Origin of the sequence: Pseudomonas sp. FP2254 (assembly GCF_030687695.1) — a bacterium.
GTDB classification, from domain to species: Bacteria; Pseudomonadota; Gammaproteobacteria; order Pseudomonadales; family Pseudomonadaceae; genus Aquipseudomonas; species Aquipseudomonas quebecensis.
The window spans coordinates 2,972,849-2,985,211 of sequence record NZ_CP117444.1; the positions used below are offsets into that span (position 1 = coordinate 2,972,849).

Sequence of the window (12,363 nt, forward strand, 5' to 3'; positions counted from 1 at the left end):
GGGAGGTCTCTATAGATGCCTTTACGGACTCTGGAAACCTGGCCCCACGGCGCAATTATGCTGGACGCGCAACACACGCGTTTCGCCTTGTGGGCGCCAGACGCGTTTTATGTCAGCGTTGAATTGGAAGACGGCAAATCCATCCCCATGCTGTCGCAGGCGGATGGCTGGTTCGAAGTGGAAATCAAGTGCCCGGCGGGCACGCGCTACCGCTTCAATATCGACGGCGAACGGGATGTTCCCGATCCAGCGTCCCGGGCCCAGGCCTCGGACGTTCACGGCTGGAGCCTGGTGGTCGACCCGCTCGCCTACCACTGGCGTCAGTCTAACTGGCAAGGCCGGCCCTGGCACGAGGCAGTCATCTACGAACTGCACGTCGGCGCACTGGGTGGCTACGCTGCTGTTGAGCAACACCTGCCGCGCCTGGCCGAGCTGGGCGTAACCGCCATTGAACTGATGCCCCTGGCGCAGTTTCCCGGCGAACGCAATTGGGGTTACGACGGCGTACTGCCGTATGCCCCGCACACCTCGTACGGCACCCCCGAACAGCTCAAGCACTTGATCGACAGCGCCCATGAACACGGCCTGGCGGTCATTCTTGACGTGGTCTACAACCACTTCGGCCCCGACGGTAATTACCTGGGCCAATATGCCGCGAGCTTCTTCCAGGAAGACGTGCACACCCCTTGGGGCGCGGGCATTGATTTCGAGCGCCGCGAAGTGCGCGATTTCTTCCTCGACAACGCCCTGATGTGGCTGCTCGAATACCGTTTCGACGGCCTGCGCCTGGACGCGGTGCACGCGATCGACAACCCCGGTTTCCTGCAGGAACTGGCCCAGCGCGTACGCCAGCAGGTCGACAGCGGGCGCCATGTTTGGCTGATGCTGGAAAACGAACTGAACCAGGCCAGCCTGCTCAAGCATGATTTCGATGCGCAGTGGAACGACGATTTCCACAACGTGCTGCATGTGCTGCTCACCGGCGAAACCGACGCCTACTACAGCGACTTTGCCGAGGACCCCACCGCCAAGCTGGCGCGGTGCCTGGGCGAAGGGTTTATCTATCAGGGCGACACCACCCGCCACGGGCACACCCGTGGAGAGCCGAGCGCGCATCTGCCACCGAGCGCTTTTGTCGCGTTCCTGCAGAACCATGACCAGATCGGCAATCGCGCCCTCGGCGAGCGCCTGCACCAGCTGTGCTCGCCTCAAGCGCTTGAAGCCGCAACAGCCCTGCTGTTGCTGTCGCCGATGATTCCGTTGATGTTCATGGGCGACGAGGCCAATGCGCCCGAGCCGTTTCTGTTCTTCACCGATCACCATGGCGAGCTGGCCGAGGCCGTGCGCGAAGGCCGGCGCAATGAATTCGCCGACTTCGCCGCGTTCCACGACCCCGAGCGACGTGAACGCATCCCCGATCCCAATGCGCTGTCGACCTTTGAACAGTCCAAGCCGACCCTGCCGGATGCGGCGCACCTGCAGCTTTACCGCGAGCTGCTGAGCCTGCGCCGCCGCCACATCGTGCCCCACCTGCCCGGCAGTGTGGCGCTCGGCGCCAGCGTACTCGGCGATAGCGCCGTGAGCGCACGCTGGCGCCTGGGTAACGGCAGCGTGCTGCACATTGACTTGAACCTGAGTGCCACGGCGTTGCCACATCCTGCGTCGCCGCACGTGCTGTTCCAAACGCCGGCCAATCACGGCGCGCAACTGCCGCCGTACAGCGCACGCGTGACCCTATCCCCTGCTGGAGAACACCCTTGAGCGAAGCGAAACTGGAAATCCTCGCCAGCCGCGCGGGCCTGGCCGTCGATTGGATCGACGCCAACGGCCGCCCGCAACGCGTACAACCCGACGCCCTGCGCGCGGTGCTCAAAGGCCTTGGTCATCCGGCCGATAACGACGCCGAGATCGACGCCAGCCTGCATGAGCTGGAGCAGGCACAGCAAGACAAACACCTGCCGCCATTGCTGACTGTCGACAGCGGCGACGGCCTCGACCTGGCACGGTATTTCGAGCCGGACACCCTGTGTCGCGTCCACCTGGAACAAGGCGAAACCCTGGAACTGCGCCTGGATAGCGATGCGGTGTTGCCCGGCGTCGTTGCCTTGGGCTACCACCAGGTGCAAATCAACGACCAGAGCTTCACCCTGGCCGTCGCCCCCGCCCACTGCTACAGCGTGGCCGAAGCGGTGGACAGCCGCCCCGCCCGCGCCTGGGGCATCAGCGCGCAGCTCTACGGCCTGCGGCGTCTCAACGATGGCGGTTTCGGTGACACTCTGGCCCTCGAACACCTGGCCCGCTCAGCCGCCGAGCGGGGCGCCGATGCCCTGGCCATCAGCCCGATGCATGCGATGTTCAGCGCCGACCCGCAACGCTACAGCCCCTACTCGCCATCGAGCAGACTGTTTCTCAACAGCCTGTACGCCTCGCCCGCCTGTATTCTGGGCGAGCGCGAAGTGCGCAATGCCATCGAGGCCCTGGGTATTGCCGATGAGCTGCACGATCTCGAACAGCTCGACCTGATCGACTGGCCCGCCGCCGCCCAGGCCAAGCAGCGCCTGCTACGTGCGCTGTATGAAGATTTCCGCCACGGTCACCACCCGCAGCACGCCGACTTCCTGAGCTTTCGCCAGGCCGGTGGCGAGGCGCTGGAAAACCATTGCCGCTTCGAAGCGGTCCAGGCCATGCGCGCCGCCGCCGGTGAAAGCCTGGACTGGCGCCACTGGCCGCAGGACTGGCGTACCCCGCAAAGCCCGGCGCTGGCGGCATTCGCCGACGAGCACCGCGACGAGATTGGCTACTACGCGTTCACCCAGTGGCTGATTGCACGTTGCCTGGAGCGCGCTCAACAGGCCGCGCGTGGCAGCGGCATGGGTGTCGGCTTGATTGCCGATCTGGCAGTGGGCGCCGACGGCGGCGGCAGCCAGGCCTGGAGTCGCCAGGACGAATTGCTCGCCGACCTCACCGTGGGCGCCCCTCCCGACATTCTTAACCGTGCCGGCCAGGGCTGGGGCATTTCCGCGTTTTCGCCCGAAGGCCTCAAGCGCCACGGTTTTCGCGCCTTTATCGAGATGCTGCGCGCCAACTTCGCCCATGCCGGCGGGCTGCGCATCGATCACGTGATGGGCTTGCAACGCCTGTGGGTGATCCCCATGGACGCCTCGCCCAAGGAAGGCGCGTACTTGTATTACCCGGTGGACGACATGCTGCGCCTGCTGGCGCTGGAGTCCCACCGTCACCAGGCCATTGTGCTCGGTGAAGACCTCGGCACGGTGCCCGACGGGCTGCGCGAAAAACTTATCGGCCGTTCCATACTCGGTATGCGCGTGCTGCTGTTCGAGCAAGGCCATGACGGCCAGTTCAAGCCGATCCTCGACTGGCCCGACAACGCCCTCGCCACCACCAGCACCCACGACCTGCCGACCCTCAACGGTTGGTGGCACAGCCGCGACATCGACTGGAATATCCAGCTTGGCCTGATCGACGCGCCGACCGTGGAGCAATGGAGCGAACACCGCCTGCGCGAACGCCAGGCGCTGCGCCAGGCCTTGAGCCAGGACCCGCAGAACTTTGTCGATGAGATTCGCAACGAGACCGACCACATGATCGACGCCAGCGTGCGCTACCTGGGCCACACCCGTGCGCCGCTGGTGCTGCTGCCCCTGGAGGATGCCCTGGGTATTGAAGAACAGGCCAATCTCCCCGGCACCACCGACACCCATCCCAATTGGCGCCGCCGCCTGCCGGGCGAGGCCGCAAGCCTGCTCGACAACGCCGGCGCCGCGCGCCGCCTGGAACTGCTGGCCGTCGCGCGTAACCAAGCCTACGAGCGTGACCGATGAAAGCACTGCCCCTGCGCGCCACTCAGCGCCTGCAATTCCATAAAGGTTTCACCCTGGACGACGCGGTACCGCTGGTGCCGTATTTCGCCCAACTGGGCATCAGCCATTTGTACGCCTCGCCACTGCTCAGCGCGCGCGCCGGTTCCATGCACGGCTACGACGTCGTCGACCCGACGCGGGTCAACCCCGAACTGGGCGGTGAGGACGCGCTGCGCCGTCTGGTCGCGGCCCTGCGTGAGCACGACATGGGCCTGATCCTGGATATCGTCTCTAACCACATGGCCGTGGGTGGCGCCGACAACCCTTGGTGGCTGGACCTGCTGGAATGGGGCCGCTTGAGCCCCTACAGCGAGTTCTTCGATATCCAGTGGCACTCTCCCGACCCGCTGCTCAAAGGCCAATTGCTGATGCCGTTCCTGGGCAGCGACTACGGCGAAGCCTTGCAGAGCGGTACCTTGACGCTGCATTTCGATGCCGACCACGGAACGTTCTACGTCGAGCATTACGAGCATCGCTTCCCGATCTGCCCACGGGATTACGCGCTGATTCTGGGCACCGACGAACCGCTCAAACCGCTGGCGGACCGTTTTGCCGCACTCGCCTACCAGGACGATGCCTACGCCGAAGCCGCGTGGCTCAAACAGGCCCTGGCCGAGCGGGCCACCGAGGTGCTGCCGGCCATCGAGCAGCGCTTGGCCCAGTTCGACGGGCGCCAGGCGGAAGGCTTTGAACGCCTGCATCAATTGTTGGAGCAGCAAGCCTATCGCCTTGCCAGCTGGCGCACGGCGGCGGACGATATCAACTGGCGGCGCTTTTTCGACGTGAATGAGCTGGGTGGCCTGCGCGTGGAGCGCAGCGCGGTGTTCGAAGCCACGCACGGCAAGATTTTCGAACTGATCAGCGAAGGCCTGGTGGACGGCCTGCGCATCGACCATATCGACGGCCTGGCCGACCCACGCGGTTATTGCCGCAAGCTGCGGCGTCGGGTCGACACGTTGTCCCCCGAGCGGCACCTGCCGATCTTTGTCGAGAAGATCCTCGGCGAAGGCGAAACCCTGCGTGAAGACTGGCAAGTGGACGGCACCACCGGTTACGAGTTCATGAACCAGCTGTCCTTGCTGCAGCACCAGCCCGAGGGCTTCGAGCCGCTGGCCGAGCAGTGGACGCGCCTGAGTGAACGGCCTTCGGCCTTTATCGAAGAGGCTCGCCTGGCGCGCCAGCAGATTCTGAACGGCTCCCTGGGCGGCGATTTCGAAAGCGTGGCCCAGGCGCTGCTGCAGGTAGCGCGCGACGACGTAATGACCCGCGACCTGACCCTGGGCGCCATCCGCCGAGCGTTGCAGGAGTTGATCGTGCACTTCCCGGTGTACCGCACCTACATCAGCGCTCGCGGCCGCAGCGCCGCAGACGACAAGGTGTTCCAGCAAGCCATGGACGGCGCGCGCAGCACCTTGAGCGAGGGCGACTGGCCGGTGCTCGATCATTTGGAAAAATGGCTCGGTGGCCAGCCGTGGCGTAACCGCCCCGTGGGGCGTGAACGCAAGATCCTCAAGCATGCCTGCGTTCGCTTCCAGCAACTGACTTCGCCGGCCGCCGCCAAGGCGGTGGAAGACACCGCGTTCTATCGCTCGGCGGTGCTGCTGTCGCGCAACGATGTGGGCTTCAGTACCGAGCAATTCAGTGCGCCGCTGGCCGACTTCCATCAGGTCAACCAGCAGCGCCTGCAGGCGTTCCCGGACAATCTGCTGGCCACCGCGACCCACGACCACAAACGCGGCGAAGACACCCGGGCGCGCCTGGCGGTGCTGAGCGAATGCGCGCCGTGGTACGTGGCCCAAGTTGAAGAGTGGCGCAACCTGGCCGCGCCGCTGCGCGATGACGCCAGCGCGCCGTCGGCCGGTGATGAGCTGATTCTTTACCAAGTGCTGGTGGGCAGTTGGCCGCTGGACCTGGACCCAGGCGCATCGCTGGAGACCTACCAGCAACGCCTCTGGCAGTGGCAACAGAAAGCCCTGCGCGAAGCCAAGTTGCAAAGCAGTTGGAGCGCGCCCAACGAAGCCTATGAACAAGCGGTCGAGGCGTTCCTCTCGCGCCTGTTATTGACCGATGCCGGTCGGCCGTTGCGCACCGCGATTGGCGCCGCCGCCCAGGCGATCGCCCCGGCCGGCGCCTTGAACAGCCTGGCGCAAACCTTGCTTCGCATGACCGTGCCGGGTGTGCCGGACCTGTACCAGGGCGCGGAGTTCTGGGACTTCAGCCTGGTGGACCCGGACAACCGTCGCCCGGTGGATTTCACTGCACGGCAACAGGCGCTGAATGCCTCGCCGGGCACCGATCAACTGCTGTCCAGCTGGCATGAAGGGCCTATCAAGCAGGCGCTGATCAGCCAGGTGCTGGGCCTGCGCAATGCCCATCCGGAGCTGTTCCGCCAGGGCAGCTACACGCCCCTGGAAGTGGTCGGTCAGCATGCCGAACGGGTGGTTGCGTTCAGCCGCGAGCATCAGGGCAAACAGCTGGTGGTGCTGGTCCCACGCTGGTCCCACGCGCTGCTTGAAAACAGTGTGCAGCCGCTGATCCCTGCGCAGGTTTGGGGCGATACCCGGGTGAAATTACCGTTCGCCGCGTCAACGCAAAACTGGAAGGGACTTTTTCAGACAGGCGCAGTCACACCAGACAAGGAGCTGTTGATCAGCACTGCGCTGGGGGAATTCCCGGTCAATGTCTTTATTAATTCTGATGATCAAGAAAGCTGAATATTTTCTGTGAGGAGCATTGCGATGAGTACTGAAGACAAACGCATCCGCGAATTGGCGCATCAGATCTGGGAGTCCGAGGGCAAGCCCCACGGTGAGGACGCGCGTCACTGGGAGATGGCGCGCAAGCTGGCCGAATCCGAAGCCTTGACGCCCAGCAAACCCAAGCCTGCGGCCAAGCCCAAGGCCACCGCCAAGCCGGCGCCCAAACCCAAGCCTGCCGCGGCCGCCAGTAAGCCCGCCGCCCCCGCGGCAAAGAAACCTGCGGCAGCGAAAAAGCCCAAGCCTTAACCAGCCTATCGATGCCCGACCCTCCTGCCGACCCAGTCGGTGGGAGTTCATCTTCACTCTCTACCGTATTCGCTGAAACTTTGTCAGCACGGCCGCACTCGGCCCGAAAAAAGACCCCTTCCAGGAGCAACACCATGAGCAAACCGGATAAAACCCCATCGACGCCGGGCAATGAGCCGTCGCGGATTCGTGAAGGTTTGCCCTTCCCCCTCGGCGCTACGTGGGACGGCCTGGGCGTCAACTTTGCACTGTTCTCGGCCAACGCCACCAAGGTCGAACTGTGCCTGTTCGACGACAGCGGTGAAGTGGAACTGGAGCGCATCGAGCTGCCGGAATACACCGATGAAATCTTCCACGGTTACCTGCCCGACGCCCACCCCGGGCTGATTTACGGCTACCGCGTATACGGCCCTTACGATCCAGCCAACGGCCACCGTTTCAACCATCACAAATTGCTGATCGACCCCTATGCCAAGCAACTGGTGGGCGAACTCAAATGGTCCGAAGCGCTGTTCGGCTACACCATCGGCCACCCCGATGACGACCTCAGCTTCGACGAACGCGACAGCGCGCCATTCGTGCCCAAGTGCAAGGTCATCGACCCCGCCCACACCTGGGGCAACGACCAACCGGTGCGCGTGCCGTGGGATCGCACGATCATTTACGAAACCCACCTGCGCGGCATCAGCATGCGTCACCCGTCCGTAGGCGAATCGGTGCGCGGCACCTGCGCCGGCCTGATGGAAGACGATGTGCTCAAGCACATTCGCCAGTTAGGGGTTTCCTCAGTGGAACTGTTGCCGGTGCATGCCTTTGTCAACGACCAGCACCTGCTGGAAAAAGGCATGACCAACTACTGGGGCTATAACAGCATCGCGTTCTTCGCCCCGGACCCGCGCTACCTGGCCAGCGGCAAGATTGCCGAGTTCAAGGAGATGGTCGCCCATCTGCACGAACAGAAGCTGGAAGTGATTCTGGACGTAGTCTACAACCACACCGCCGAAGGCAATGAACGAGGCCCGACCCTGTCCATGCGCGGCATCGACAACGCCTCTTACTATCGCCTGATGCCCGATGACAAGCGCTTCTACATCAATGACTCCGGCACCGGCAACACCCTGGACCTGAGCCACCCGTGCGTGCTGCAAATGGTCACGGACTCCCTGCGCTACTGGGCCACGGAAATGCACGTGGACGGTTTCCGTTTTGACCTGGCCACCATCCTCGGGCGTTATCGCGACGGCTTCGACGAGCGCCACAGTTTCCTTGTGGCCTGCCGCCAGGACCCGGTCCTGCGCCAGCTGAAAATGATCGCCGAACCCTGGGACTGCGGCCCCGGCGGCTATCAGGTGGGCAACTTCCCGCCGGGCTGGGTGGAATGGAACGACCGCTTCCGCGACACCGTGCGTGCTTTCTGGAAAGGCGATGACGGCCAACTGGCGGACTTCGCCGGGCGCATGACCGCCTCCGGCGAGATGTTCAACCACCGTGGGCGCCGGCCGTACAGCTCGGTGAACTTCATCACCGCCCACGACGGTTTCACCTTGCACGACCTGGTGTCGTACAACGATAAGCACAACGAAGCCAACGACGAAAACAATCAGGACGGCAGCAATAACAATCTGTCCTGGAACCACGGTGTCGAAGGCCCTACCGACGATCCGGAAATCAACGCCCTGCGCCTGCGCCAGATGCGTAACTTTTTCGCCACTCTGCTGCTGGCCCAAGGCACGCCGATGATCGTCGCCGGTGACGAATTCGCCCGCACCCAGCACGGAAATAACAACGCCTATTGCCAGGACAGTGAGATTGGCTGGGTCAACTGGGACCTGGATGACGACGGCAAAGCCCTGCTCAAGTTCGTCAAGCGCTTGATCAAACTGCGCCTGGCCTACCCGATCCTGCGTCGTGGCCGCTTCCTGGTGGGCGATTACAACGAAGACATCGGCGTGAAAGACGTCACCTGGCTCGCGCCGGACGGCAACGAAATGAGCACTGAGCAGTGGCAGGACAGCAACGGCCGTTGCCTGGGCATGCTGATGGACGGCCGCGCTCAGGAAACCGGGATTCGCCGTGCCGGTGCCGACGCCACCTTGTTGCTGGTGGTCAACGCCCACCACGACATGGTCAATTTCCGTCTGCCACCGGTGCCCGAAGGCGAGTTCTGGACGTGCCTGCTGGACACCAACGACACGGCGATCAAGGCCCAAGAGCGCTTTGACTTCGATCACGAGTACGCCGTGACAGGCCGCTCACTCCTGCTGTTCGAATTGCAGCGCGACGACGAGGTGTGAAATGGCCTGGCAGGGAAGCCTTCACGGCTACCGCAGCTATGCGGACACTGAGGCGCTCGGCACAGCGCTGAGCGCCCTGGTGGCGCAGGGGGCGGATCAACTGCCCCTGCCCGGCAGCGGCCGCACCCTGGAGCGATTCAGGGCGCTGGCCGTCGTGGCCGGACACGACTTGCGCCTGTGCAAGTTGTTTGAAGGCCACACCGATGCCTTGGCAATCATGGCCGAACTCGACAGCCCGTCACCGCCCCGGGGAAGTACCTGGGGCACATGGGCCGCCGAGCCGCCCACGGCCAAGGTGCACGTTCAACACGACGGCCATCGTTTGCGGGTGCACGGGCGTAAAGCCTGGTGCTCCGGCGCGGCGGTGGTCAGTCATGGTTTATTGACCGCCTGGGATGAGCAAGGCCGCCAGCAATTGGTGGCGGTGCCTATGCAACAACCGGGCGTAAGCGTCACCCATGAAGGCTGGCACGCGGTGGGCATGGCCGCCACCGGCAGTGTCGAGGTGATCTTCGACAATGCCGGCGCTATGGCGGTGGGCGGTCCCGGTGACTACCTTGCCCGCCCCGGTTTCTGGCAAGGCGGAGTCGGCATCGCGGCGTGCTGGTACGGCGCGGCCCAACGCCTGGGCCAGGTGCTGCAACAGCACTGCGCCCGGCGCGCCGAGCCCCATGCCTTGGCGCACTTGGGCGCGGTGGACAGTGCGTTGCACGCCGCCGCCTGTGTATTGCGCGCGGCGGCCGAATGCATCGACCGCGAGCCCGGCGCCGATGCCAGGGAATTGGCCCGGCGCGCACGCGCCTGCATCGAAGACAGCGTCGAACAGGTGATGCGGCATGTCGGCCGCGCCGTGGGGGCCGGGCCGTACTGCCAGGACCCACACGTGGCGCAGTTGATGGCCGACCTGCCGGTCTACATCCGTCAGAGCCACGCCGAACGCGACCTGGCCGCCCTGGGCGAATGGGTCGCCGCCCAACCCACAGGCAGGTGGCAGCTATGAAAGCCAATCCTATCGTCGGCCAGGGCACGCCGCTGCAGCATTGGCAGACCTCACCGCGCATGGCGGCGCTGGCTACCATCAGCGTCGAAGCGTTGGTTCCCGAGGGGCATCGCGCGGTGATTATCGCGCCCCACCCCGATGACGAAGTGCTCGGCTGCGGCGGCCTGTTGCAAGGCCTGGCGGCGCTGGAGCGGCCCATCCTATTGATTTCGGTCACCGACGGCAGTGCCAGCCACCCCGGTTCCCAGCGCTGGCCGGTGGAGCGCCTGAGCGTGGTGCGCCCGCAGGAGTCGGCGCAGGCCCTGCATCGCCTGGGCGTGCCGCTGCACAGTCTCAAATGGTTGCGCGCAGGGTTCAGCGACAGCCAAGTGGCGGCGCGCGAGGACGAGTTGGCCGAGTTTATTCAGCGTTATGTGAAACCCACCGACGTGCTGTTCACCACTTGGCGCGAAGACGGCCATTGCGACCACGAAGCCGTCGGCCGTGCCAGCGCGCGGGCCGCCGAAGCGACTGGCGCGCGACTGTATGAACTGCCGGTGTGGACCTGGCACTGGGCAACCGCGGAGGACCGTATGGTGCCGTGGCATCGTGCGCGCAAGATCCCCCTCACCTGTGAAGCGGTGGCTCGCAAGCGCCACGCCATCCACGCATTCGCCAGCCAACTGGAAGGCGACCCGCAGATCGGCCTGCCGCCGGTGCTGGCGCGGTATGTGGTGGAGCGCCTGCTGCAACCTTTTGAAGTGGTATTCGTATGAGTGTGGCTACACCTTATTTCGACCAATTGTTCGCTGAAAACGATGACCCCTGGGCTTTTCGCCAGCGCTGGTACGAGCGGCGTAAACGCGCCCTGACCCTGGCGCTGCTGACCAAGCCACGCTACGCGTCGATCTTCGAGCCCGGCTGCGCCAATGGCGAGTTGAGCGTTGAACTGGCAGCGCGCTGCGATCGCCTGCTGTGCTGTGACACTGCGGCGGCGGCGGTAGCTCTGGCGCGCACGCGGCTGTTGGGCTGCCCCCATGCACAGGTGCGCCAGAGTCGATTGCCCGCGCAGTGGCCTGCCGGCCAGTACGAGCTGATTGTGCTCAGCGAGCTGTGCTATTACCTGGACGCCGACGACCTGGGCCGCCTGATCGAGCGCGCCCTCGCCTGCCTGAGCGCCGATGGGCAGATCCTGGCCTGCCACTGGCGCCCGCCCATCGAGGGTTGCCCGCAAACCGCCGAGCAGGTGCATGCCCTGCTGGAAGCGCGGCTGGGCATGCCGCGTATCGCCAGCCATCACGACCACGACTTTCTCCTTGACCTGTGGAGCCGCGACGGCACCTCGGTCGCCACCCTTGAGGGCCTGCGATGATCGGCATTCTGATTCCGGCGCACAACGAACAAGCGCTGTTGGCCGAGTGCCTGGACGCCGCGCTGAAAGCGGCCCGTCACCCCGATCTGCTGGGCGAAACGGTGCAGATCCTGGTCATGCTCGACAGTTGCAGCGATGGCAGCGCCGCGATTGTCCAGGCCTACCCGGTGCAGTGCCTGGAAGTTCAGGCACGCAATGTCGGGCACGCCCGGGGCGTCGGCGCGCGGCATCTGCTGGACCTGGGCGCGCGCTGGATCGCCTGCACCGATGCCGACAGCCGCGTGGCCCCGGACTGGCTGGTGGCACAGTTGGCGCTGGAAGCCGATGCGGTGTGCGGAACCGTCACGGTAGACGGCTGGAGCGAAGGGTTCGACCCCGCCGCGCAGATCCGCTACCACCAGGGCTACGAAGCGCGTGACGGTCATCGGCATATCCACGGCGCCAACCTGGGCGTGAGCGCCGACGCCTACATCCGTGCCGGTGGCTTTGAGCCCTTGGCCTGCCATGAAGATGTGCAACTGGTGCGTGACCTGGAGCGCTGCGGCGCATCGATTGCCTGGAGCCATCGTCCGCAGGTGATCACCAGCGCACGCCTGGAAGCCCGAGCCACGGGCGGTTTTGGCGATTACTTGAAAAGTCTGTTGGCCGGCGCTGAAAAAAACGCCGTGGCGCCACGGTAAAGCGCGGGATCCTTGTCTATGCTGAGGACGCCTTGCTGGTAATTCAGGGTTGAATTGCCATGCACCCATCACGGCGGAGTCCGTGGTGACTATAAGAGAGTCGTCCCGTCAACGGGGTACGACCGCGTCTCACTCGACAAGGATGTGACACC

The 12,363-nt window shown here is 64.6% G+C and carries 9 protein-coding genes; all 9 read left to right on the forward strand.

Annotated features, from left to right (window positions below; genetic code table 11):
- The first annotated feature begins 15 nt into the window (after positions 1–15).
- The 9 genes from treZ to PSH94_RS13730 all read left to right on the forward strand — a co-directional run bounded on the left by treZ (position 16) and on the right by PSH94_RS13730 (position 12,211).
- Positions 16–1,761, forward strand: a complete 1,746-nt coding sequence (treZ, locus tag PSH94_RS13690) for a malto-oligosyltrehalose trehalohydrolase (RefSeq protein WP_305434800.1) — start codon at positions 16–18, stop codon at positions 1,759–1,761.
- Positions 1,758–3,842 (forward strand): 4-alpha-glucanotransferase, encoded by a 2,085-nt coding sequence (gene malQ, locus PSH94_RS13695; RefSeq protein ID WP_305434802.1) that lies wholly within the window; start codon positions 1,758–1,760, stop codon positions 3,840–3,842. The genes treZ and malQ overlap by 4 nt, the downstream gene beginning before the upstream one ends.
- Positions 3,839–6,595, forward strand: coding sequence for a malto-oligosyltrehalose synthase (locus tag PSH94_RS13700; RefSeq protein ID WP_305434803.1), 2,757 nt, complete (start codon positions 3,839–3,841; stop codon positions 6,593–6,595). Before malQ ends, PSH94_RS13700 begins: the two co-directional genes overlap by 4 nt.
- Before the next feature lie 24 nt (positions 6,596–6,619).
- On the forward strand, positions 6,620–6,886 hold the full coding sequence (locus PSH94_RS13705) for a DUF2934 domain-containing protein (RefSeq protein WP_181077814.1): 267 nt from the start codon (positions 6,620–6,622) through the stop codon (positions 6,884–6,886).
- A gap of 134 nt (positions 6,887–7,020) precedes the next feature.
- Positions 7,021–9,180: a glycogen debranching protein GlgX gene (glgX, locus tag PSH94_RS13710; protein ID WP_181077816.1), complete on the forward strand. Its 2,160-nt coding sequence runs from the start codon at positions 7,021–7,023 to the stop codon at positions 9,178–9,180.
- A 1-nt stretch (position 9,181) separates the two neighbouring features.
- Positions 9,182–10,180, forward strand: a complete 999-nt coding sequence (locus tag PSH94_RS13715; protein ID WP_305434804.1) for an acyl-CoA dehydrogenase family protein — start codon at positions 9,182–9,184, stop codon at positions 10,178–10,180.
- Entirely contained in the window at positions 10,177–10,935 is a 759-nt protein-coding gene (locus tag PSH94_RS13720) for a PIG-L deacetylase family protein (RefSeq protein WP_305434806.1), read from the forward strand. Before PSH94_RS13715 ends, PSH94_RS13720 begins: the two co-directional genes overlap by 4 nt.
- Positions 10,932–11,531 (forward strand): SAM-dependent methyltransferase, encoded by a 600-nt coding sequence (locus PSH94_RS13725; protein WP_181077822.1) that lies wholly within the window; start codon positions 10,932–10,934, stop codon positions 11,529–11,531. The genes PSH94_RS13720 and PSH94_RS13725 overlap by 4 nt, the downstream gene beginning before the upstream one ends.
- On the forward strand, positions 11,528–12,211 hold the full coding sequence (locus PSH94_RS13730; protein ID WP_181077824.1) for a glycosyltransferase family 2 protein: 684 nt from the start codon (positions 11,528–11,530) through the stop codon (positions 12,209–12,211). Before PSH94_RS13725 ends, PSH94_RS13730 begins: the two co-directional genes overlap by 4 nt.
- Positions 12,212–12,363: the final 152 nt, after the last annotated feature.

Excerpts from the sequence above, each read along its gene's own strand:
- treZ (WP_305434800.1), top strand. The coding sequence starts at position 16 with ATGCCTTTACGGACTCTGGAAACCTGGCCCCACGGCGCAATTATGCTG.
- PSH94_RS13700 (WP_305434803.1), top strand. The coding sequence starts at position 3,839 with ATGAAAGCACTGCCCCTGCGCGCCACTCAGCGCCTGCAATTCCATAAA.
- PSH94_RS13705 (WP_181077814.1), top strand. The coding sequence starts at position 6,620 with ATGAGTACTGAAGACAAACGCATCCGCGAATTGGCGCATCAGATCTGG.
- glgX (WP_181077816.1), top strand. The coding sequence starts at position 7,021 with ATGAGCAAACCGGATAAAACCCCATCGACGCCGGGCAATGAGCCGTCG.
- PSH94_RS13715 (WP_305434804.1), top strand. The coding sequence starts at position 9,182 with ATGGCCTGGCAGGGAAGCCTTCACGGCTACCGCAGCTATGCGGACACT.
- PSH94_RS13720 (WP_305434806.1), top strand. The coding sequence starts at position 10,177 with ATGAAAGCCAATCCTATCGTCGGCCAGGGCACGCCGCTGCAGCATTGG.
- PSH94_RS13725 (WP_181077822.1), top strand. The coding sequence starts at position 10,932 with ATGAGTGTGGCTACACCTTATTTCGACCAATTGTTCGCTGAAAACGAT.
- PSH94_RS13730 (WP_181077824.1), top strand. The coding sequence starts at position 11,528 with ATGATCGGCATTCTGATTCCGGCGCACAACGAACAAGCGCTGTTGGCC.